The sequence below is a fragment of the Bacillus sp. ILBB4 genome (assembly GCF_035064545.1).
Taxonomy (GTDB): domain Bacteria; phylum Bacillota; class Bacilli; order Bacillales; family Bacillaceae_H; genus Priestia.
Genome location: NZ_JAIQVD010000002.1, coordinates 88,245 through 111,085 on the forward strand (window position 1 = coordinate 88,245; position 22,841 = coordinate 111,085).

Genomic DNA, 22,841 nt, shown 5'->3' on the forward strand with positions numbered 1-22,841 from the left:
CTTAATTTATAAACCTCATATTATTTTAAAAATAGGGACACAACGATAAAGCCTATAATCAGTACAGTAATAAGTATACCTAGCCCCTTCCATCCTAAGCTGCCTGCTAAACCAGATAGGTTTCCAGCTTCATTTCTGTTAAATGCATCGTTCATATTCCCTGTGGGGTTTCTCTTTACCTCTTCGTGTTTTAATCTCTCTCTTCTTCTTTCAGGTGTTTCTTTATCTTCGCTCATCGTCACACCACCATTTTCGAAATATTATAACATATTATGGTTAAAATATAAATTAATGGTTTTTTAGATCCCTTTTCTTACACTAACTGTACACATTTCTTTTTTTTATAAGTATGGAACACTGCTTTGTAATGGAGAAGTATACAACGCTAGTTAATATAATTACTATTACTATTACTATTACTATTACAAACACCTACACCAAAGAGATCCTCTTTATTTAAGGGGATCTTTTTAATAACCTTATACTAGATACACATTCTTCAAGTTTTTTTGTGTAAGCTTATTTATGTAAAACATCTTCTTTTGTGATTACTTTTTCATAAATTAATGGTTTAGTTCCTGCTTCTGGAAAAAGATAAATAAAGACAGTAAACGTAAGTTGGAGGGTTGAAACTACAGCCAAAAATAGAAAAAGACGTTCCCTGTCCTTAAACCATATTACTAAACATAAAACTAGAGATATTAACGACAAAAATAAAAAAAGAAAAAAGCTATATGAATAAGGAACACCATAATGATAAGAAATATCTAAAAAGAAAAATACTATATAGAGAAGTATAAAAGCTGACGGTACTACTTTAGTAAACGTACTCAATAGGAAAAAACCCTTTCTGTTTATTTGTTTTAGATTTATAGCTCAAACATACTCAATTTACATAAATAAGTACATATTAAAAGCTGCAGCAAAAATGATTATTACTCATCTTAATTATTTATTTTTTGAACCAAAATACCTCCAACTTTACTATTATCATCTAAAGAAAACTCAATGTTGAGTTTATGAGTTTTATCAAAATACCCTATTATTGTTGCTCCGGTATCTTCTCTTTCGTAATAATTTTCTCCATACGCCCTAATAACACCTTTTTTGCTGTCACCAGTATGTATTCCCTTTTCCGTACTATACTTGCTGCTAATCAAGTCATACCTGCTGACTTTATTATCTACTATTTTAAATTCAACATCATACTTTTCTGTACTTTTTCCATAAATGTAGGTAGTGTACGGAGGCTGCTCAGTAACCTCTATAAAGTTTGGTTTCTTCCTCAAACAACTTGCTATGTCATATTTAGAACTTCCTATCGATACTGACTTAACGTTTTCCAATTCAAGATTTGTGGTTTTGGTGCTTGAATAGTATTTTTCTTTAGGTGTAGAAGATGGATCGCAGCTTGCTAATAATAGTAAAATGAGTGGGAAAATAAACAAAAAATAGCTCTTAATGCGCACTGTTAGACTCCTTTATATCGTTTGTTTTTACTCTGAATCTCAACATTTTCTAATCTATTAACTATTTTTCTTTTGCATATACAAGTCAATCGAATAGAAAACACTAGCTGCAAAGTAATACATGGCAAGTATAGCTAACGTCTCATAGACAGATTCCGCAGCGCTATTTTTCACAAAAGAAAAAACAGTACGCACTACAAAGAAAACGATAGGATAGACTATAAATAGAGAATTAAATTTACGATTCATAACAACATAATGTTCCTTTATTTGGATATTTATGATTATTATAACATATAACTTTCTTTTTTATTTCTTTACTGCATATTCTTTAGGTTTTTCATTTACATAATTATCAAAGATACAACATCAAAAGAAATTCTTATTAGTAGGTCTTCTTTTGATTATCCGTTGTTTTCGATTTCTTATCTAAGATGAATTTTAAATGGCTACTAAAGATGAATAAACCGCAGATGATCATCAACCAGCGCGTAACCCCTTGATGTATAGGATCAAAAAGGTTTAATAAAACGATTCCTAATCCTGATAACATAGCTAGATAACGAAAAATCAAGCCCTATCCCCCATTCCAGAAATGAAGAGGATCTCCCCTTCATACTTAAGTTAAAGCTTCTTACCACACCATGGGCAAAATGAAATTCCAATGATGGATGAACCACCATCATGGATAATTAAACCGTATTCCTTATTTGTTTTATCAAATAAGATAAGATTATCTGGACAATCAAACGGATCACTGTGAATATCACACGTAAAGTTCGCATGATAATCCATATAATCGCAGCTATGCTTTTTCATTCATTTTCTCCTTAACTATATGGTCACTATTACTTTTCTCGGTAAACTGAACAGTGTTCATCGGAAATACGATAATTTTCCTTACCGGCTGGGGCCGCTACCTCAACTAATTTATGTCCTAGCCGGTCCCATATCGCTACTGTATGCAAAGATACCCATTTCAGATCTCCTCTAGCAAGACGAAAAGAATAGTACCAGTTTTCAGTCTTTACTAATAAACTTCTATAAGAAAGTTCCTTTTTCTTTAAATTTTTGATTTCTAGAATAAAATCTAACATATTTTCTTCCTTAGGCACTTGAACAACCCGCTCTATAAATGTTCCATTAGGATTTTTTCGTTTTATAAATTTTTTCCCTTTCTATTTCTAACTCGGGCCGCCCCCTCAGATTCCTTCCCCCTGTGTATTAACAAATAATCTCAGTGCTAAGTAGAAATCTATAATTGGTTCAGTAATTCTTCTAACTTTTCTTCAATATCAGCTTCTAAACGATTTTTTGACAAATCATACAAAGTGCCTGTCCCTTTAAAATACCCACTAAAGTAATACCACAATTGGATGTAATGAACGTATGCATCTTCTTCATCTGTAAACCCATCAAAGTTTATTGCCACTTGGGAACGATATTCTTTTTCTAAACACTGCTTCGAACTTAGATTTGATAGTTGGTCGCCATCAATATCTCGGCACACCCATACTTTTAAGTTCTGCTTACCATCACGTTCAAATTTACTTCTATATTTGTGCTGAAGACTTTTGCAGTATGTCTCTCCTACTTCTTCCAACTTCACTATATCTCTTTTTAAAGTCTCATTTATTTCACTCTCAGGGACTAAAATGTATTTGTCATCTGCTTCCTGATCCTGTTTATCCATAAATAGCTTTTTCAATTTATCAAACAAGCTTTTCCCACCTATCTAAAAAAAGAATATAAGCATGTTAAATTCGACTAAACGAATCTCATTTCCTTCTCTGAACTGCGTTTAGTAGCCATAACTAATATAATATCAGCTACTTCCTTACAAGTAGATTCTTTTCCTGGAGTGCTGATTTTCTGACATACTTGTAATTCGATATTTTTTACGGTGAGCACATATGTTAAAGTGTAAAGTAGTGAAGCGAAAGGAGTAACGACAACATGGCTCAACGAATCGTCAATATGTTTTTATCTGTTTTAGCTGCTTATGGAACGTTAATTCTAACGAAACACATGAGTATTGCAGATAATATCTTTGTGACACAGATTGTTCGTCTGATCATTTGTATTGTGGCTGTTATCATTGTGACAGGAATTACTACATACATTTTCAGAAATAAATCTTCTAATAAATAAAAGGGCAGCTATTTAGATAGCCGCCCTTTTTGTTTTCCTTAATTCTCATTTTATTTCACCCTAAAGAAATGGGGATGTCTCAATCAATCATGAGACATCCCCATTAGGGTTATAGATACTTTTATGCGTTTAAAGCACGTACAAATTCTTTTGCGAGGCTGATTGTAGACTGTGGATTTTGCCCTGTTAAAAGTTTTCTGTCTACTTCAATATGATCTGTCCAATTATCTTTTGCAATAAACTCAGCGCCTAGCTCACGAAGTTATACTTTATTTATCTTTTAAAAAACTATAAAAGTGTTTTAACCATAATAAAGTCTATTTGTTCTTCGTCTCCCATATAAAACGAGTGAGATCCAGTTTGAACAAATCCCTGTTTCTTGTAAAAAGCAATCGCATTTTTATTTTTTTCCCATACGCCTAACCAAATTTTCTTTTTATTAAGTGTCGTTGCTATCTCTACTGCTTTATTAAATAAATGTTTACCAAGCCCTCGTTTTTGAAAGCTGTTACCTATATAAATTCTTTCAATTTCAAGCGCTTCTTCTCCCATCTCTTCAGATTGAGCATCATCCGTATTAACCTTTAAATAACCTGCAATTTCATGATTAACATACATAAAAAAGAATTGCGAGGACGTATTTGATAGTTCTTTTTCTAACTGTTCGACTGTAAATGCTTTTTCTAAATAAGCTTTCATGTTTTCAGGTGAATTTTGATCTTTAAACGTTTCATTAAATGTTTTGTAGCTAATATTTTGAAGGTGATTTACATCTTCAAGAGTACATTTTTTTATATCCATCATCACTGACATGCGCCTCTCCTTTATATCATCAATAATTTCTCTTATTTCCTTTTTTGACAAACTCCCAATCTGTTTCTATATTTTTTCTTACTCTTTGAACCAGCTTAAGAATGGTATCTGCTTCTTCCTGGGTAAAACCTTCTAATGCCACTTTATCCGAATAATCATTTTCTCTTTTTATAAACGGATACACGTTCTTCCCTTTTTCAGTGGGAAAAAGGTTTTTATTTTTTTTATTGTGGAGATCGTCTTTCTTCTCAATAAAACCATTCATTTCAAGCTTTTTTATAGCCCGAGCCGCTGTTGTTCGATCTACTTTTATCATCTCAGCTAACTTTTCTTGAATGATTCCGGGATTTTCACATATTCGCACTAAATACAAATACTGCCCCTTAGTCAGGTCATACTCTTTAAATTCTATATTACTAATCGAATCCAATGCTCTTGCTATCATTCCAATTTCACGCAGAATTTCACTCATAAATATCTCCTTTGTACATATTTTTGTTGCAAATACAATAAAAATAATATAAGTTTAATGTACCTTGAAATAGTTGCATTTGCAACAAAAAAATGAGTAAAGGGGCTGATTACAGTGAAATATGCTATTTATGTAGGAGGAATTTTACTATTAACTCTGGGAATTGCTTTGACGATCCAATCCAACCTAGGAGCTTCACCTTTTGATGCACTTTTAATTGGACTATCCCTAAACGTAGGTCTTAGCGTTGGAAGCTGGGAAATTATACTTGCCTGTGTTTTAATTTGTGGTAATGCCCTTTTAAGCAAACAAAAGCCGGAAGTACTGGGACTGTTAACAGCATTCATAACGGGTCTTGGTATTGATTTATGGCTTTTTTTATTACAGAATTGGGCTCCCTTTGAAATGTGGTACAGCAAATTATGTTGTTTTGGAATTGGCTTAATCATTATAGGTGTAGGAACCTCAGCCTATTTACATACAAACTTTGCACCCATTCCAATTGATCGCTTAACATTAATCATACAAAAACTAGTTAAAACAAATTTATTTCTCGCAAGAACATTGATTTACTTCACATTTTTACTAGCTGCGATGCTTTTAAACGGACCAATTGGTGTAGGAACGTTATTAACCGTGTTTTTAGGCGGCGTGCTGCTTAATTTTTTTATGCCCATTACTAAAAGAGCATTAGACTGCATATTACCAAAATCTCATACCTCACAAAATCATATTCAAGATAACAAGCGTTCCATATAGATACATTTTTATTACTCAACTATCATAATATATTTGCACCATAGTACTAGATATAATAAGAGCAATGAGGAGGAAACATTTAATGAAGGAAAGGAGTTATTATTAATCAATGATTGTATTGTATGAAGATAAGTATAAAGAAGCAGTTATTCAACTAATATTGCATGTACAAAATGTAGAAGCTGGTGTAGGTATTAGAGTTGAAGAACAGCCCGATATTTTAGACATTAAGTCAAACTATCTCCATACCGGCGGTAACTTTTGGGTAGCTTTGAATGATAAGCAAGAAGTAGTAGGATGTATTGGATTGCAAAAGAAAACCAATGAAATAGGCATATTAAAGAAATTTTTTGTATACAAGCACTATAGAGGAAAAGAGTTTGGAATAGGAAAAAATCTTTATGCTTCTTTACTTCTTTTTGTGCAGAAGCACGGGTTTTCTAAAATTATTTTAGATACTCCATCTCAAGCTACTCGATCACATAATTTCTATAAAAAAGCTGGGTTTAAACAAGTGACCAAAAAGGATCTGACAGTTCAATATGATTATCCAGATCGAAATTCTCTTCTTTTTGAGCTAGATTTATCTAGCAAACAATTACATAATTAAAACGGAGAAAGCAGGTTTCCAGTTAGAGACCCGCTTTCTCTGTGTGATTATCTATTTATTTGCCTCAGCTCTAATAATAAAACGATGTTGTTTTACGTCAAAGAAACCTTTAGACTGTATAATTCCATGTATGTTATACAACCCTTCGATATATGTTTCTACATCAAAATTAGGAACTTGCCAAGGAATTGCCTTTAAATAAAAGACGAGCGCTCCGATATCATAAAATCTCTGTACAGGAAACTCTTCTTTGCAAGAAATGACGTTAAAAGAACTTTGTTTAAGCTCTTCTATTGCTTTCTTTAAATTCCAGTTGGAAAACTCTTTATTTATTGGAGCCCCTATACATTCATTGATTCGTGAACAGTCTAACCCGCCTACTTGCTGAGTGAAGAACGTGCCTTGGGTTGATAAAATTCGGTGTACTTCCGAAGCACAAAAAGATTCGTGCTGGTTCAAAATCAAATCAAATGTATCATCTTTAAACGGTAAATTTTCGTCTTCAGTTCGTTCAACAACTTTGACACCAAGCGGTTCTAAACGTTTTTTAGCGATTGGAACGTTAGGTTTATATCCTTCTGTAGCATACATAACGTGAGGAAAAGGCTGTAACAAAGATAAAAATTCTCCTCCTCCTGTTCCCATATCTAAAGCGGCATTAGAGTCTTGAATAAGACGAAAAGCTTCACTTCCGTATGACCACGAAAGCATGTCGCTATCCATACGACCAGTACGAGTAATAATAGAAAAATCCCATCCAGTAAAATCAACATTTGTATTGTTTACAGGGTTTAAAAAATGTTTGTCCTTTATCATGTTAAACTCCTCCTTTTTATAGCTAGATTAATCATCTATCCTAAACTAGTAAAAGGCGGACCACCGACATATAGACAGCGTTGTTATGTTTCATGTGCTAACGTATTCACACTAACCGCTCCTTTATTAAAATTACGTATGCTTCATTTGTTTGTCCATTCATATGTAATATCGGGTAGTTTCTCTTCGTTTTCACATCCTCTTTTTATAATACTGAAGCCGTGTTTCTCGTAAAACCTCTGGACATTTTTATTTCGTTCAAATGTACTTAATATTAATTTTCCATTTGATTCTGTCTTGGCTCTTTCGAGTAAACGCTGTCCGATTCCTCCTCCTTGATAATCTACATGAACGTACAGTTGGCTAATTTCGTCAGCATGATAAGCAATCATTCCTACTATTTGTTCATCCATTAACGCTAATTCAATTTTATAGTGTGCTGACAATATATGATTTAAAAAATAGACATGACGGTCAAAACTGTGCATTTCCTTTTGTTCAATCGCTTTTTCTTTACTATCTCTCCACATTTTTACCGTTTGCTCAGCAAATTGAGGATGATAGTGAACAATATCAACATTAAAATGGGCCATACATTTTCCCCTTATCTGTCATTATGCTATATGTATTCTTAATAACGATGTCTAGATATTCCCTTCATGTGGTTGAAGCCTGTCAACATCTTGTTTTAATAAAGAATACATGTACAAATCATCAAATTTTCCACACGTAAATTCATAGCTTCTTAATAGGCCTTCTTTTATAAAGCCATTCTTTTTTATTAATTTTTGTGAAGCAGCATTAGCAATCCCATTCCCCCAGTAATCTTTGCTTAGCTCATATCCAATTTCTGCACGGCAATGGTTATGAACTCTATTAAGAAACCCGCAGCTGCCAATAATGTCGTCTTGTTCTTTAAGAGTAATACCCCATCTTATTCCAGATTTTTCGTTTAAGATCGATTTATACCACGCAATCTCATTTGAAGCATCCTTAACCGTTGTAAAAGGCTCTAGACCGTAGTGTTTCATTACTTCTTTATCGGATAGGTATTTTAAAATATTGCCTGCGTCTTCTGCTACAATTTCCCTTAGGATAAGCCTTTTTGTTTTAATTATGGGAAAATAATTTGACACCTGTACCTTCCCTCCTCTTATTCATTCATTAACTAAACGGAGCTTTTCTCACAGCTTTATCTAATTTAAATAAGCGTTAGTAAGGAATTTCTTTTATTATTGGTGAATTCCTTTTTTAGTCATAAATATTTGTCAAAAACAAGCAAAAAAGCACACACAACTTCATTTCCAAATCAGAACCGTCATTTATTTTGTAGTTGTTCGTTTTAAAAATTAAAGGAATAAAAGCTAGTAATGAAGAATTCTTCTCCAACTAGTCTAAATGAAAAGAATAAGGAGAACGATATGAAACTATATGGGGATTTTGAAAAAGAAGATTGGCTAAACGTATTAAATTTATCTGAAAAAGAGCTGCCTAATGCATTCATTATTCATGGTGAGTGGGGATTTGAAGATAATATAAGCTTATGGAAAGAGATTTTATCTACTGATGTTCATATGCCTAAATGGAACACCGTGATAGGTAAGTTCAAAAACAGAAATATAGGATTTGCGAATGTATACGGCAGTCCGATGGCGTCAAACATTGTACATCAATTTGCTGGCAGCGGAACCGGCTTATTTATTCAAACGGGATATTTTGGAGGTTTATCTTCTACTATACAATATGGCGATATTTTAATTGTATCTGCAGCAAAAATGCAAGATGGCGTATCACACTGGTATTTACCAGAACAAACGCTTGTAGAAGCTAACAAAGAGTTAGTGGAAGCCGCCTGTAGGTATTGTGAACAAAAAGGCTACAGCTATATAAAAGGACATGTGGTCAGTATGGGTGCCATGCTGATCGAGACGCATGACATGGTAAAAGAATGGTCGCTTGCAGATTTTCTCGGGGTGGATATGGAAACAGCTACCACTTTAGCGATTGCTCATAAATTCAACATGCGCGCTGTCGGCTTATTAAATTTATCAGATCTCCTTCTTCACGGTGATACTGTTTATTCGTATACAAAGGACAGAGAGTTAATAGAAAGTGAAACTGATAAAGCAATTCGCGATGTGGCTCTTTATTTAAGTAGTAAATTCTAATAGCGTGCTGTCTTATAAAAATTTTTGTATTACTGATATGAGTAAAATCTATTTGGAGTAGAATGCTCAGTTATAATAGCTCTATATGACTCTAAAAAATGGGATAGACTAAAAAAGATAACCACTTATAAAAGCGATTATCTTCTGCCTGCTTGAAAGTATAAAAATGAACCTTATAATAGATACGAATTTTTCTGCACTGTAAATGAGACAGTCATTGTGAATTAAGAAGCATTCAGCACGCTCTGCTCCTTTTTTCCTTTTTCTTTAATTAGTAAGACACCTAACAACCCCATCATTGAAAACAAAATGGGAATCATAAAAGCATAATGATACCCGATATGCAGCGAGCGTTCGGGAAATAAATCCAGAACATTTCCGAAAATACTAGGTAATAATACGGCGCTTAAAAAGCCTCCCATATTGGCAAATCCTGATACAACCCCTACTTCTTTTACGGAGAAGGATTGACGTACTACGGCAAATGTCAAAGCGCTTGCCCCGTTTCCAAAGCCGATGATAAAAAGCAAAATAACGACTAGCATGAATGAAGGTTTCACGCCGGATAGTAATAATCCAGTCCAGCTAAGCACCACAATAAGGTGAATAAGTGAATAGATTTTTTTAATGGAATTTAACCTGCTTGTTATCCAGCTGATTAAAGGGCCACCAATCATAGCGCCAAACAGACCATACATAATAAGCTGACTTGCATCAGCGCGGGATAAATGGAACACATTCATTCCATAAGGAACTCCCCAAGAACCAATAAAACCGATATATGTACCGACTACACCAAAATGACAAAGAAATGTTGCCCAGGCTTGGCGAGTCGTCATCACTCTCCTTAGGATCCCCCATACGCTTTCCGGAGTCTTAACAGAGGATTTATTTGCTTTAGCATCCTCTTGAAATAATCGTTTAGGTTTTATCACTAAAACGACATAAAGCAGGTAGGATACCGCCATTAAAACTAGACCTATGCTAAGAAAAGGAACTCTCCAGCCTGAAAATGAAATCCACATAGACAAAGGCACGGTAGCTGATAATGAACCTACACTTCCTACCAGCCCAATTAAACCTAATAGCTTTACAAACTCATTTCCCTTAAACCACTGACTTAAAATTAACACTAAATTGACAAAAATCATTGAGTCTCCCGTACCGACTAGTAAACGAGAGAAAATTAACACATATTCGTTAGGAGCCGTGCTGTAGATAAGACTTCCTATTCCAGCTAAAAGCGACCCTATAATCAAAAATCGATTGGGACCGTATCGGTCAGAAAGTAAACCAATAGGAATCTGAAGGCCTGCATATGCTAAAAATTGTATACTAGTCATTAACCCTATCACAGATGCTGAAACGTGAAAATCTTTCATTAACTGTTCTGTAATAAGTCCAGGGGCTGTTCGTTGACTGACAATCAAATAATATGCTAATAAAGCGGTTCCAAAAACAACCCATCTGTAACTACTTTCCTGTTTGTTCATTTTGACAGATCCTCTCATGTATAATTTTTTCTGCGTAGAAATGCTGGTATAAAACGTTTAAGAGATGAAGATATTGATAGAATGAAGTCTGTTTGATAAATAAGGCGCTTTTGCGGCCAGATCTTCTTTTTATCCTTGTTTTTCCTTTCTATCATAATTTTAAGTTTTTAAACGTTATTTTTCAATGAGGGATGTAATCTTGTATACCTTTTGCAATTTTATTTTCACTATTAGGCATCCGAGTTAGAGTCGTTCTCGCCATTTTTCGGGTGTAAAAAACCTTAATAATGACCCATAAATAACCTATATTACACATAGAGCTTTTAAAAAAATTCTTCTTTCACTGCTTTGCCGGTGTTCAATAAGTTGGTATAAAACTTGCATGTTTATCTATGAACTCCTATTAAAGGAGGAGAACTTTATGAAAAAAGCTGAACGTAAAAAAACATTAAAAAGCAGGTCATTACTTGTGCTGTTCTCGCGGCATCTCTTTTACTTCCAATCTCCACTTCCGCTGCTTCTGCACCTTACACGTTTTATCAAGTCGGAAGTACCGTAGACAAAGCGACTAGTACAAGCTTTGGACAAGTCTATATGGGAGGAAGCACCGATGTAGATGAAGCGTTCAAATGGATGATTCAAAAGGCAAACGGCGGAGATTTTTTGGTTATAAGAGCGACGGGTACTGACGCCTATAATTCATATATCTATGACCTAGCAAAAAGTATAGGTAAGCCCCTTAACTCTGTTAGCACAATTGTCGTTGATGATTTAATAAGAGCAGGCTCAGACTCTTCTTTGATTGATAAAATTAACAAAGCAGAAGGTATTTTTTTTGCTGGAGGCAATCAAGCTGATTACGTAGATTTCTTAGAAGGCTCCCCGGCTCTTACAGCATTAAATAACCGTATTACGCAGGGCATTCCTTTTGGAGGAACGAGTGCCGGCACCATGATTCAAGGTGATCACATTTAAGATTCTATCTCAGCAGGCTCTACAACTTTAGATTCGAAACAGCGCTAAACAACCCGTATAGTTCTCTTATTTCTTTTACAGATTATTTGATTCAAACACCGCATAATAACAACATTCAAACAGACACTCACTTTGAACAACAAGATAGAATGGGGCGCTTTTTAACATTTCTTGCACGTAATATCCAAGACGGAGAAGAAACTAGAACAAGCGCAAAAGGAATTGCTGTTAATGAACAGTCAGCACTGTTGGTAGAAAAAGATGATTCAGCTAAAGTAGCAACACAGCCAGGCTCTACAAATGCTGCTGTTTATCTGGCTAAAACAAATAAGGCGCCTACTACTTGTATAAGCGGTCAGCCTCTGACGTTTAATAATATTTCTATCTATAAACTATTTAATGGCAGCACTTTTAATCTTTCCACTTGGACAGGTTCTGGAGGATTAGCTTATACTTTAAACGTAAACGGCGGTGTTATTACTTCTTCTACAGGAAAAGTTTACGGCGGAAATCAGCCGTAAACGCCGAGTTTATGACTACATTATTTTATAAAAAAAGGGAAGCTTAATTAGTTAAGTTTCCCTTTCCCCTGTATATCAAGGATGAATCAAGTGCTGTTTTGTTTTTAAATGATATAGATAATGCAGTCCTTTTTCTGTTATTTTTGTTCCTGCTCTGCCTCTGCGCTTTATAATATACTCTTTTTCTTCTAGTACATCTAAACGATTTCTCACCTGCTGTTCTGTAAGAATAAAGCCTTTTAAATGCTGTGTAATCCACTTTCTGCTTGCTGCTTTTCCTGTATCATTACACTGTTTTATCGTTTCTAACAGAGCATGATTTTCTTGAAGTTCAATCAAGTCCAACGATTCATTTTCAATTTCATACAAAGAATGATCCTCTTTTTGACTACTAAGCCTATATTCTACGTCTTTTGCTTTCACTTCGTTTTCATCACAGACGGTAAGCAAATACTCAATGACTCCTTTTAATTCTCTTATATTTCCTAACCATTCATATTCGATAAGCAGCTTCATCGCTTCTGGATGGATATGCGTCCACGTTTTCGATTTAGAAATAAAATGATGAATCAGTAAAGGAATATCGGTTCTTCTATATCTTAAAGGAGGAATCGTTAAAGATAATACATGTAAACGATAGTATAAATCTTCTCGAAACACACCTTCTTTCATTTTATGTATTAAATTGTTGTGAGTGGCTGCTATTATCCTTACATTGATAGGAATTACTCTTGTGCCTCCTACCCGCCTAATTTCTTTTTCTTGAAGCACCCTTAAAAGCTGGGTCTGCAAACGCGGGCTGATATCACCAATTTCATCTAAAAAGATTGTACCTTTATCAGCGCTCTCAAACAGCCCTTTTTTGCCGCCTTTTTGCGCTCCTGTAAAGCTGGCTTCTTCGTACCCAAACAGCTCGCTTTCTAACAATGTATCGGTCATGGCACTGCAATTTACCGCAAGAAATGGTCCATTTTTACGTGTAGAATGATTGTGGATAGCCTGAGCAAACAGCTCTTTTCCTGTACCGGTTTCTCCTTGAATCAAAATAGGATACTCAACGGCAGCCATTTTCTGGGAAATTCCAATCGTTTTAAGCAAAGCTGGGTGTTCTCCTATAATATCTTGATAGTTATACTTAGCAGAAAAACCGTTTTTTCTAAGTTCTGACTGCGCTTTCCCTTCTATTTCAACAGCTTGATTAACACTTTTAAACGTTGCTACAGTAGTATTACTTTCGTGAATCATTGACTTATAGATAACCATTTCGTACCCGTTTATGTTAAAGTACTGACTTTTCTCGTTGGACGATATAATAAACTCCACAAGGCTTTTGTTAGAAATTACGCTTTGAATCTCATGATCTATAGCATCAGAAGAAGCTAGTTGAAACAATGATTCTAACCTTTTATTGAATAGCGTAATTTTTCTATTAAAATCCACGGCAAGAATACCATCTTCTACTACGTTTACAATACTCTTTACATGAAGGTGAAGTTCTTTCATTTGCCCTTCTGCTTCTATTAGTTTTTTTTGCAGCACAATGATGTTTCGCAAATAGCGATCCCAAATAATTGAATGATTAGACTGATTAAAACCAAATGATTTTATAAGTTCAAAAATGGTAGCCATGTCAAAAAGCCTAACGCCTATATCAATTACATGTTTTACATATGGCGGGCACAAGTGAACCTCACCTGGAGAAACAGCAATTTCAACCCCTTCGTAATAGGTCTTTTGCTTTTTAAAAGGAATAAACTGAACATGATTAATCCCTACTTGATAGAGAGACTCTATTAACTTAAGAGTTTCTTTATCATCATCGTTTACAATTAACACCTTTGTATGGGCAGGGATTTTCAGCAATTCATTTATATGTTTATGGTGAATCGTTCTATTTCCTACAATTTCATGTGCATGCTGAACGTCTAATCTGTCCTTCATTTCGTGCTTTATACTCTCCGATGAATAAAGGACAACATCGCCATCAATTTTTCCGGGTAATTCTTCATCAATCGCAAAGCATTCAATAGAAATGTAATCTCCTAACAACTCTTTTAATTGATTATGTAAAATGATTCTAGTTTGCTTGCTTCCTGTTATTAAAACTAATTTCTTTTTCATTGTATGGACACCTTTCTACAGGACAGGCCTTTAACTTGACTTGCCTTCAGAGATTAGTTTATGGAATATATACCTATCATTTTATACTTTGCTGCGCATTTCATCTAGCGGACGTTTGTCCCTATTACAAATAAAACAAGTAGAAAAAAGAACCTCCACTTCAATAGATGGAGGCACGCTATGTCAAAGCTCTACATGCATTTAATTACTTTCTGTTTTCTTTTTATTTAATAGCTACTTTTATTGGTTTGATATCTAACGTAACTTTCACAATGGAATAATCGTCTTTTTGACCGTCGGTATAAGCCCAATACCCATTGCTTTCGGGGCTTTTTCGGAAGGTAAGCTCAAATCCTTTGTTTTGGTTAAACGCATAGCTCTTTATTTCTTTGCTCTGAGCATTATCAATAAGATCGTAAGCTAAAAACTTTCTTAATACACCGTGTGGAGAGAAAAGACCCGTGTTCGGCCCAATCTTTTCACTGTAGTATTCATTTTTTCTAGTAGATGTTTTAGCTGGGTTTATTACGATCTCTTTTGTTGTCATATTTACTTTGTCGCCTGGCGTAATACAAGAGATAAGAATATTTTTGTAATCACTCGGAAATTTGTCATTTGCCTGTATCTTCGCTAAGTCAACTAGCGTAATGCCGCCTCTTCCCACAACTTCTATTTGTTTTTCTTTATTATTTACTACCATAGCAGTATCTTCATCAATTCCGTAAGAAAGCTGATTTTTATTTCCTTTTTCATATGCTGTTGCAATAAGACGTCCGAGTCTTGCCTTGTTGTCAAAATGCTGATCTACAAGACCGTATTGGAAGAAGCCAAGGCCTTTTTCTAAATAAGCAGGCCCTTGTTCTTGCTGAGTCATATCATCATATGTGTCTGTAAACCCGTACGAAAGAGCTCCGTAGCTATCCCCGCCAGCGAGCATAGTATTACTCATAATTGCAGCTCCGGCGCTCGTACCGCCAAGTACTGCTCCCTTTTTATACGTATCCCATATAGCTTGTAAGACTTTTGAGTCTGAACCATTTTCATTACGCAACGAGCCCGTAATCATCGTCTGATCTCCTCCTACAAACCAAATGCCTGTTAGCCCTTTAACTTTTTGCGCTAGTTTTTCATTGTTCATATTTGGTTTCCAACTCGACTCGTTTTCAGAAGTTCCTTTAAAGTCATGGTTTGAAATAGGTAAAATTTCTATATTTTCTGCCTTCACTCCGTATTTAACTAAATCGCCTTTAAACTGACTAGAGGAATCGAACTTAGTACTCGCTGCAGGCACAATTCCTATTTTGGCCTGTTTTCCTCCTGCAAGATCAATAAACTTGTTATACACGCTTGAATTGCTGCTGCCAAGTGCTCCTCCTGCAATTAAGAGATTACCTTTAATCGAATCGTATACAGGACTTTCAGATGAAGAAAAAGTAGATTTTTTATAAGTTAAACTAGTTTTTTTATCCGGCTGGAATTTGACGGTTTTGGGCGTAATATCCATTCTTACATTTACAATGGAATAGTCATCTTTTTGTCCGTCAGTATATCTCCAGTAACCGTTTGTGTCATTATCCTTTTGAAAAGCAATTTCGTAACCAGACCCTCTACTGTCATAAACATAGCTGCTAGCAGATTTCATCGATTTATTGTCAACAAAAGAATATGATAAATAAGCCTTTAATCTTCCATAGGGTGTAAAAACACCCGTAGCAGGCAGCGCATTAAAGGAATTATATTCAAATCCCTTCGTTTCTACTTTATCTTTTGGAAATTCAAATGATTTTAAATGATAGTCAATTTGATCTCCAGGAGATAAGTAACTAACTTTTATGTTCGCTAAGCCTGAACGCGCTTTTTGCTTAGATGTATAGCTTGAAGCTGATTTTAGCTTAGCTTCGCTCATATCCAAGACAGCTACTCCACTTCGTCCAACAACTTCAATTTTTTGATCTTTATTATTAACAACCATAGCTGTATCTTCGTCCACACCGTATGCAAAGTTTTTTTCTTTCTCACGTTCAGAATTATACGCAGCTACTGCAAGTCGCCCAAGTCGTGCTCGTTCATCCATATGCTGATCGATTATGCCGTGTTGGAAAAAACCCAGCCCCTTTTGAACTGATAAAGGCTCGTACTCTTTTTTACCGTCTTCCCCTTCATTTACATGCTTATTTGCCTTGTTTCCTATACTTTCTTTTAAAGCTCCTAGACTGTCTCCCCCCGTAATCATGACGTCACTCATAATTGCAGCTCCTGCACTTGTACCTCCAATTACTGCTCCTTTACGATAAATATCCCAAATAGCTTTTAACGCTTCGGAATCGCTTCCATTATTTTGCCGAAGGGAATCTACAATTTTTGTTTGGTCTCCTCCAACAAACCAAACTGCCGTTAGTCCTTTAATTGTACCGGATAACTTCTTATCGTTTACTTGGCTCTTCCAAGTTGATTCATCCCTTTGTGTGTCAGAAAAATCGTGATTTGAAACAGGAAGTATCTGAATAGAATCTGAGTTTACTCCGTATTTCACGAGATCTTTCTTAAACTTTTCAGAAGACTGCAGCGTTGTGCTAGCAGCTGGAATAATCCCTATTCTGGCTTTTTCTTTTCCTCCAGCAAGCGAGAGGAATTTTTCATATATGTCGTGATTAGATGTTCCTACACCTCCGCCTGCAATAACAAGGTTGCCTTTAATGTCCTGAGTATTGTCTTGTGCTTTTGCAAGCAGCGGTGTACTCAAAGAAGAAAATAATGTAAAGCTGATCAGACATGAAACAAGTTTCTTTTTCATTGGAATGCCCCTTTTCACGCAAATTTCAATAGCTCTTTCTAATTAGCTCATATCCTTTCCACAATACGTTCGTTAAATGATGATGCTTCGCTGCTTAGAGCCTAAAATCTGTTATTCAAACGTTCCTTTCACAAGAGGAACACCATCTTTTAGCATCATCTTACCTTGAGCAAAAACTGTTTTAATCGTTAGCGTCTCTTTATCTAAAAGGACTAAATCTGCATCTTTTCCAGGTTGAATATGCCCTTTATTGTACAATTTTAATACTTTAGCAGGGTTAGAGGTAATAACTTGAAGAGCTGTTTCTAAAGGTACTGATTCCTCTAATACTGCATCTCGTACTTCTTGAAATAAAGAAGACACTTTTCCAACTTGAAGACCTTTATAATCTCCGTTATCATCAAAAAACGGCAGGCTCGCGTTTCCATCGGATGAAAACGTAATACTTGAGATCGGAACTTCTTCTTCAAGCATGATACGTAACCCTTTGCTGCACTTCACTTCCCCTTCTTCTAAAAAATGGGGAATGGTGCTAGTCGTCAAATCTACATATCCGCCTCGTTTTGCAAATTGAATTCCTTCTTTAAACAGCTCTTCATTTCGATTAATGTGTGTAGGATGAAATTGACGAATTGGCAGGTCTGTTTTATCTGAAATTTGATTTAATAAAGATAATTTTCGTTCTCCATCTCCTACGTGAACTTCTAATATTCCAGCTTTTCCTGATAAAATCCCTCCATTGCGGGCAGCGGAAGCCACCTTTACCAGTTCTTCAAATGTCGGTTCAGAGGAACGGTGGTCAGAGATCGCAATTTCACCTACTCCAATAATTTTATCAATTAAAATAAGATCTTCCTCGATGCTGCTGGTTAACGTTTTTACCGGTATTTGATAGGAACCTGTGTGAATGAAACAGCTAATCCCTTCTTCTTCTAATCCTCTTGCTTTGGCCAGAAGATTTTCCATTCTTCTTGTTGTACCGTCTGTTCCAAGTACACCTACAATAGTTGTAACACCGGCAGTCGTTGCATCGGTTAACATTAGTTCAGGAGTGCGTGTTTTATATCCACCTTCTCCTCCTCCACCAATAATATGAACATGTGAGTCAATGAAGCCTGGAGCTATAATGTGATTAGCGGCGTCTACAACATCAATAGGAATGGACGTATTTAAATGCTCAATATAATCTTTTATAAGGATGATTTTGCTGTCTGCAAGTAATACGTCTTTTTTTCCTAAAGGCTGTGGTGCATATACTTCTGCGTTTTTGATTAAGGTTAACAACTTCTATTCCTCCTACTAGTAAGCTCGACTTGCGAATAATATTTTTCTATATAATTTTAATGCTTAAAATGGTCCGTAATTGATAAAATAAGCAATCACAACGGCTATTAGACCAATCACATATTGAATAAGGACTAACGGCAGCACCCATTTTGCCCACTTTGTCCATGAAATTCCCGCAATCGCTAAGCCAGCCATTAATGTTCCAGCCGTCGGGAAAATAATGTTTCCGATGCCGTCTGCAAAAGAAAAAGATAATACTGCTGTTTGTCTTGTAATATCAAGCAAATCTGCAAGCGGTGTCATGATTGGCATTGTCAGCATCGCATGACCTGTTCCAGATGCTAAAATAAGGTGAATCAGCGCTTGGAAGTTGTAGATTCCAATGACGCTTAAATATCCCGGAATATGTTGAATGGCTCCAGATACTTGATGAAGCATAGGATCTACAATATGACCTTCATTCAAAACAACAAGAACAGCACGAGAAACTCCGATAACTAGCGCTCCTCCAACTAATGCTGCTGCCCCGTTTGTAAACGACTTAACTGTATTTTCAACAGACAGTCTCCCAATAACCCCAATCACAATAGTCAAAATGACAAACAGAGAGGCAATTTCGGTAATGTACCACTTATACTTAATAACCCCAAAAGCAAGAATTACATAGTTAACAAGAAATGCTGCCATAATCCATTTATGCTTTCTAGTTAACTTTGCATCTGAGTTTAAGAGTTTATTTGCATTAGTTATGCTGTATTTTCCGTATGTTCCAATCGAAGGACTTTTTTTAACTTTCATTGCATATCGGTAGACAAACCATACTGAAACAGCGTAAACAACTACGAATAAGATAAGGCGAAAGCCCATCCCAGAAAACATAGGAAGCTCTGCTACTCCTTGTGCAACACCCACTGTAAACGGATTCATAACGGCCGTAGTAAAACCAGCTGATGCTCCAATTAAAACAATGGCAGTTCCCGTTAATGCGTCGAACCCAAGAGCAAGTGCCAGCGGAATTAAAAGAGGAATATAGGCTAGTGTTTCTTCCGCCATTCCCATTAAAGATCCTCCTACCGCAAAAAATAGCATCATAACAGGAATTAATAACTTTTCTCGGGTAGCAAGCTTTTTAGCCATCGTTGTAATTAATACATCTACTGTACCCGTAGCACTTAGTACACCAAAGAAACCGCCAATAATTAATACAAAAAAGATAATGTCGGCTCCTTCTACCATTCCTGTATGTATCGCTTTGACCATATCAAAGAATCCAACTGGCGTAGAATCAATCCATTTAAACGACTGAGGATCTACCGTTGTTCGTCCGTCTACTTCTACACGTGCGTATTCTCCGGCTGGCAAGATATACGTTAAAATAGTAGCAATCACAAGAAAGCCTAACAATAAAGCAAAAACGTTTATTTTCCTCTCTTTTTTCCTTACCTGATTTAATGAACTCATTTCTTTTTGCGGTTCACTCATTCTGCTTCTCCCCTTCATTGTGAAATAATAACTTTAAACAGACTTCTCGTTCTTTAAAAGCAGCTTCCTTATCTGCAACTACATATTGCTCCTTTCTTTTGTATTCCTCATATACAGTACAAGCAATTTTCGTGCCAACGGATAACCGTTTAATTTTCTGAATTATGATATAATTAAATCATGTTTTAGGTGGTAATTGGGTGTTTTTTTAAATTTAATATCACCAATTAAGAAGCTGTTTAATAGAAAATCTGGAGCACGAAGCATTAGCTAGTTCTTTTTAAAAAAAGCAGCAAAAAGAAAGATAAAAGAATTTAATCTATAAACATAAAAAAATACTATTTTATTATTGTCTTTCCTTTAAGTAGATTAATACTATAAAACTTCAATCTATTTATAAAAGCATTGCGCATAATGAAAGGGTGTTCAAATCAATGACTGTTTATCGTATAGGGGTATTGGCCGGCAAAATACAGAAGGATTTTGTGCCGATCGTAATATGTTTTCTGGACACGGGGAATGGCAAATTACAAAAGACGTTGTGGTGACATCGGGCGTATTTACGCGAAAAGCCGTAGAAAGAATTGCGCATGAAGCTTTTGCATTGGCTATGCAGCGTCGTAAAAAAGTAACAATCGTACAATAAAGCAAATGTTTTAAGATTAAGTACCGGACTATTTCTAAACGTTTGTCGAGAAGTAGCTGAGCAATATCCTGAAGTGAAAGTGGACGACTATCATATTGATGCTATGGCTGCTCATCTAGTACGCCGTGCAGCCGATTTTGATGTCATTGTAACCGAAAACATGTACGGTGATATTCTTTCAGATTTAGCCGGCGAGCTTGTAGGGAGCTTAGGATTAGCCCCTTCTCTTAATGTAAATGAACATATGGCTATGGCACAAGCAGCTCATGGTTCTGCGCCAGATATCGAAGGTTTGAACATAGCAAACCCAACCGGTATTATTTCTTCGGGGATTATGCTACTGAGATGACTGGCTGAAAAACATACGGATCACAAACTTCCAGAAGTGGCTGCTACAGTAGACTGCGCTCTTTATCAAACGCTCCAAGATGAAGTGAAAACAAAAGATTTAGGCGGACATGCCTCTACGTCGGATTTTACAGAAGCTATTTTAGATAGAGTAAATTCCCTGCAAAAATAACATTAATTTATCCATTCTATAGAGGTGACAATAATGAAAAAAAGAAAGATTATTATGGACTGTGACCCAGGTCATGATGATGCCATTGCAATTATTTTAGCTGCTGCACAACCAGGATTAGATATTTTAGGGATTACAACTGTTTCAGGAAACGCAGAAATAGAAAAAACGACGCTGAATGCTTTGAAGGTGTGTGATTTAGTATCGTTACATAACGTGATTGTTTCAAAAGGAGCAAGCGAACCAATGATGCGCAGACGTGAAAACGCGCCTAGTATACACGGTGATTCAGGATTAGACGGCCCTGAGTTCCCGGCTCTCTCTCGCAGCGGGAGCGAAGAACACGGAGTAGATACTATTATACGAATGGTCAAAGAGTCAGAAGATCCCGTTACGCTTTTGCCTACCGGTCCATTAACGAACATTGCTTTAGCTTTAATAAAAGCTCCAGAAATTAAAGAAAATATTGAAGAGATTATCCTTATGGGCGGCGGAACCTTCGGGAACTGGACGCCAACAGCTGAGTTTAATATTTGGGCAGATCCAGAAGCGGCTAAAAAAGTGTTTGATAGCGGCATTCCACTGATAGTAATGGGGTTAGATATTACGCATCAAGCCGTTGCAACAGATAATGTTATTAACCAAGTGATGAACATTGATAATAACGTAGCAAAAAAGGTGGGTGAATTATTAGCATTTTTTAAATCTACCTATAAAGAAACGTTTGGCTTTGATGGTCCTCCTGTTCACGATGTATTAACCGTTGCTTATTGCATAGCTCCAGAACTATTTACGCTAAAGGAAGTTAATATTGTGGTAGAAACACGCGGAGAATACACGGCTGGAACGACTTCAGTTGATTTGCTTGGAGTTACAGGAAGGAAAGCAAATGCGAAGTTTGGTTTAACCCTTGATGTGGATGGATTTTGGGATCTGATGCTTGAAGCTCTTAAATCATATTCAGCTTCGTAATGTTCATTTAGAAAATAAACTTTATAAACAAGAGGCAGCACCATAGCTGAGTTGGTGACTTGCTGGTGCTGTCTTACGTTTATTCATACTATCTAGCTGTTCTTTTCGCTTGTTGATTGAGCATTACCGTAATGATTGAAGCGACAATAACACCTGTAATTAAACAGTTGGATAGATCTTTATAAATTACTCCCATTACTGTCCCGCCTATAACGCCTACACTAATAAGTGAAATTCGCTCTCTTTGATTCATGATTTATCCCTCCATCTTTTTTAATAAAACATTTAACTTATGAAGAGCGAAGTGCAGGTCTAATTGCTCTTCTTCATTTAACTTCGCAAGATTTGTATGAAAGTTACTATAAATCCCTCTCCATTTTTCTTCTTGAATACTTTTTCCTTTAGACGTTAATGAGACTAAAACTGCACGCTTATCTCGCGGATCAGGCATTTTGATTAAATATCCTTCATTTTCTAATTCACTGATAACATTCGTTAACTGTTGTTTGGCAATATTTAATCCATTACTAATTTCCTTAATATTCAAATCTCTTTTTTTCATATACATAAATTCAACTACGTGATTTTGTAAATGTGTTAATTTCACTTCATTCTTGTTTAAGTTCTTGAAGTTTTCAAATAAAACCGGTATTAAAGCGATATATTCCTTAGCCAGATTTTCCTTCATAAGATGTTCACCTTTTTTAGTAAATATATTATTACTAAATTCGAATAAAAACAATAAAAATTGTTTATTTTAGTAAAAATATAT

General features: G+C 35.6%; 24 protein-coding genes and 3 pseudogenes. 9 read left to right on the forward strand and 18 right to left on the reverse strand.

What is annotated here, in order from left to right:
- Positions 1–20: 20 nt before the first annotated feature.
- From LAV82_RS06720 to LAV82_RS06740, 5 genes and pseudogenes are all read right to left on the reverse strand, one after another.
- Positions 21–236, reverse strand: coding sequence for a DUF6366 family protein (locus LAV82_RS06720; protein ID WP_097823823.1), 216 nt, complete (start codon positions 234–236; stop codon positions 21–23).
- A 708-nt stretch (positions 237–944) separates the two neighbouring features.
- Entirely contained in the window at positions 945–1,469 is a 525-nt protein-coding gene (locus LAV82_RS06725; protein ID WP_211078026.1) for a hypothetical protein, read from the reverse strand.
- Positions 1,470–2,093: 624 nt separating this feature from the next.
- Complete coding sequence (locus LAV82_RS06730) at positions 2,094–2,288, reverse strand: DUF6980 family protein (protein ID WP_211078027.1); 195 nt, start codon at positions 2,286–2,288, stop codon at positions 2,094–2,096.
- 29 nt (positions 2,289–2,317) lie between these two features.
- A pseudogene (locus LAV82_RS06735) lies at positions 2,318–2,675 on the reverse strand (hypothetical protein).
- A gap of 49 nt (positions 2,676–2,724) precedes the next feature.
- Positions 2,725–3,189: a hypothetical protein gene (locus tag LAV82_RS06740; RefSeq protein ID WP_211078028.1), complete on the reverse strand. Its 465-nt coding sequence runs from the start codon at positions 3,187–3,189 to the stop codon at positions 2,725–2,727.
- 236 nt (positions 3,190–3,425) lie between these two features.
- Here LAV82_RS06740 and LAV82_RS06745 point away from each other — a divergent pair, with 236 nt between their 5' ends.
- Positions 3,426–3,620, forward strand: coding sequence for a hypothetical protein (locus tag LAV82_RS06745; protein WP_013056341.1), 195 nt, complete (start codon positions 3,426–3,428; stop codon positions 3,618–3,620).
- 121 nt (positions 3,621–3,741) lie between these two features.
- On the opposite strand, the pseudogene LAV82_RS06750 reads toward LAV82_RS06745, so the two are convergent.
- The 3 genes and pseudogenes from LAV82_RS06750 to LAV82_RS06760 all read right to left on the reverse strand — a co-directional run.
- A pseudogene (locus tag LAV82_RS06750) lies at positions 3,742–3,882 on the reverse strand (type 1 glutamine amidotransferase domain-containing protein); the annotation flags it as partial.
- Positions 3,883–3,908: 26 nt separating this feature from the next.
- Positions 3,909–4,433 (reverse strand): spermidine/spermine N(1)-acetyltransferase, encoded by a 525-nt coding sequence (paiA, locus tag LAV82_RS06755; RefSeq protein ID WP_035439286.1) that lies wholly within the window; start codon positions 4,431–4,433, stop codon positions 3,909–3,911.
- Positions 4,434–4,452: 19 nt separating this feature from the next.
- Complete coding sequence (locus tag LAV82_RS06760; protein WP_013056339.1) at positions 4,453–4,905, reverse strand: MarR family winged helix-turn-helix transcriptional regulator; 453 nt, start codon at positions 4,903–4,905, stop codon at positions 4,453–4,455.
- A gap of 114 nt (positions 4,906–5,019) precedes the next feature.
- Here LAV82_RS06760 and LAV82_RS06765 point away from each other — a divergent pair, with 114 nt between their 5' ends.
- Both LAV82_RS06765 and LAV82_RS06770 read left to right on the forward strand, forming a co-directional pair.
- Positions 5,020–5,664 carry a YczE/YyaS/YitT family protein gene (locus LAV82_RS06765; protein WP_211078030.1) on the forward strand — a complete coding sequence of 215 codons (645 nt, stop codon included), beginning with the start codon at positions 5,020–5,022 and terminating at the stop codon, positions 5,662–5,664.
- A gap of 109 nt (positions 5,665–5,773) precedes the next feature.
- Positions 5,774–6,274: a GNAT family N-acetyltransferase gene (locus LAV82_RS06770; RefSeq protein WP_013056337.1), complete on the forward strand. Its 501-nt coding sequence runs from the start codon at positions 5,774–5,776 to the stop codon at positions 6,272–6,274.
- A gap of 51 nt (positions 6,275–6,325) precedes the next feature.
- Here the strand turns inward: LAV82_RS06770 and LAV82_RS06775 are convergent, their stop codons facing one another.
- The 3 genes from LAV82_RS06775 to LAV82_RS06785 form a co-directional block, all read right to left on the reverse strand.
- Positions 6,326–7,090, reverse strand: a complete 765-nt coding sequence (locus LAV82_RS06775) for a methyltransferase domain-containing protein (protein WP_499715771.1) — start codon at positions 7,088–7,090, stop codon at positions 6,326–6,328.
- A gap of 143 nt (positions 7,091–7,233) precedes the next feature.
- On the reverse strand, positions 7,234–7,683 hold the full coding sequence (locus LAV82_RS06780; protein ID WP_499715772.1) for a GNAT family N-acetyltransferase: 450 nt from the start codon (positions 7,681–7,683) through the stop codon (positions 7,234–7,236).
- Positions 7,684–7,734: 51 nt separating this feature from the next.
- Positions 7,735–8,226, reverse strand: a complete 492-nt coding sequence (locus LAV82_RS06785; RefSeq protein ID WP_098278456.1) for a GNAT family N-acetyltransferase — start codon at positions 8,224–8,226, stop codon at positions 7,735–7,737.
- 285 nt (positions 8,227–8,511) lie between these two features.
- Here LAV82_RS06785 and LAV82_RS06790 point away from each other — a divergent pair, with 285 nt between their 5' ends.
- Positions 8,512–9,258, forward strand: a complete 747-nt coding sequence (locus tag LAV82_RS06790; protein WP_499715773.1) for a phosphorylase family protein — start codon at positions 8,512–8,514, stop codon at positions 9,256–9,258.
- A gap of 224 nt (positions 9,259–9,482) precedes the next feature.
- Here LAV82_RS06790 and LAV82_RS06795 read toward each other — a convergent pair whose 3' ends face one another.
- Positions 9,483–10,751 carry an MFS transporter gene (locus tag LAV82_RS06795; RefSeq protein ID WP_499715774.1) on the reverse strand — a complete coding sequence of 423 codons (1,269 nt, stop codon included), beginning with the start codon at positions 10,749–10,751 and terminating at the stop codon, positions 9,483–9,485.
- A gap of 421 nt (positions 10,752–11,172) precedes the next feature.
- On the opposite strand from LAV82_RS06795, the gene LAV82_RS06800 reads away from it, so the two are divergent.
- The 3 genes from LAV82_RS06800 (at position 11,173) to LAV82_RS06810 (ending at position 12,247) form a co-directional block, all read left to right on the forward strand.
- Positions 11,173–11,310 (forward strand): hypothetical protein, encoded by a 138-nt coding sequence (locus LAV82_RS06800; protein WP_244856583.1) that lies wholly within the window; start codon positions 11,173–11,175, stop codon positions 11,308–11,310.
- Between the two features lie 35 nt (positions 11,311–11,345).
- Positions 11,346–11,726: a Type 1 glutamine amidotransferase-like domain-containing protein gene (locus LAV82_RS06805; RefSeq protein ID WP_499715775.1), complete on the forward strand. Its 381-nt coding sequence runs from the start codon at positions 11,346–11,348 to the stop codon at positions 11,724–11,726.
- An 86-nt stretch (positions 11,727–11,812) separates the two neighbouring features.
- Positions 11,813–12,247 (forward strand): type 1 glutamine amidotransferase family protein, encoded by a 435-nt coding sequence (locus LAV82_RS06810; protein ID WP_244856585.1) that lies wholly within the window; start codon positions 11,813–11,815, stop codon positions 12,245–12,247.
- A 75-nt stretch (positions 12,248–12,322) separates the two neighbouring features.
- On the opposite strand, the gene LAV82_RS06815 is transcribed toward LAV82_RS06810, so the two are convergent.
- The 4 genes from LAV82_RS06815 to LAV82_RS06830 all read right to left on the reverse strand — a co-directional run bounded on the left by LAV82_RS06815 (position 12,323) and on the right by LAV82_RS06830 (position 19,931).
- Positions 12,323–14,368, reverse strand: a complete 2,046-nt coding sequence (locus LAV82_RS06815; RefSeq protein WP_335566768.1) for a sigma 54-interacting transcriptional regulator — start codon at positions 14,366–14,368, stop codon at positions 12,323–12,325.
- A 223-nt stretch (positions 14,369–14,591) separates the two neighbouring features.
- Complete coding sequence (locus tag LAV82_RS06820; protein WP_499715776.1) at positions 14,592–17,162, reverse strand: cyanophycinase; 2,571 nt, start codon at positions 17,160–17,162, stop codon at positions 14,592–14,594.
- A gap of 111 nt (positions 17,163–17,273) precedes the next feature.
- Positions 17,274–18,446 carry a beta-aspartyl-peptidase gene (iadA, locus tag LAV82_RS06825; RefSeq protein WP_211078038.1) on the reverse strand — a complete coding sequence of 391 codons (1,173 nt, stop codon included), beginning with the start codon at positions 18,444–18,446 and terminating at the stop codon, positions 17,274–17,276.
- Between the two features lie 63 nt (positions 18,447–18,509).
- Positions 18,510–19,931, reverse strand: a complete 1,422-nt coding sequence (locus LAV82_RS06830) for a YfcC family protein (protein ID WP_016763618.1) — start codon at positions 19,929–19,931, stop codon at positions 18,510–18,512.
- Between the two features lie 457 nt (positions 19,932–20,388).
- Between LAV82_RS06830 and LAV82_RS06835 the strand changes: the two are divergent.
- Positions 20,389–21,097 (forward strand): annotated as a pseudogene (locus LAV82_RS06835) (isocitrate/isopropylmalate family dehydrogenase); the annotation flags it as partial.
- Between the two features lie 33 nt (positions 21,098–21,130).
- Positions 21,131–22,069 (forward strand): nucleoside hydrolase, encoded by a 939-nt coding sequence (locus tag LAV82_RS06840; RefSeq protein ID WP_499715777.1) that lies wholly within the window; start codon positions 21,131–21,133, stop codon positions 22,067–22,069.
- A gap of 88 nt (positions 22,070–22,157) precedes the next feature.
- Here the strand turns inward: LAV82_RS06840 and LAV82_RS06845 are convergent, their stop codons facing one another.
- Together LAV82_RS06845 and LAV82_RS06850 are read right to left on the reverse strand one after the other, a co-directional pair.
- Complete coding sequence (locus LAV82_RS06845) at positions 22,158–22,322, reverse strand: hypothetical protein (protein ID WP_211078040.1); 165 nt, start codon at positions 22,320–22,322, stop codon at positions 22,158–22,160.
- Positions 22,323–22,325: 3 nt separating this feature from the next.
- Positions 22,326–22,757 carry a MarR family winged helix-turn-helix transcriptional regulator gene (locus LAV82_RS06850; RefSeq protein ID WP_057274667.1) on the reverse strand — a complete coding sequence of 144 codons (432 nt, stop codon included), beginning with the start codon at positions 22,755–22,757 and terminating at the stop codon, positions 22,326–22,328.
- Positions 22,758–22,841: the final 84 nt, after the last annotated feature.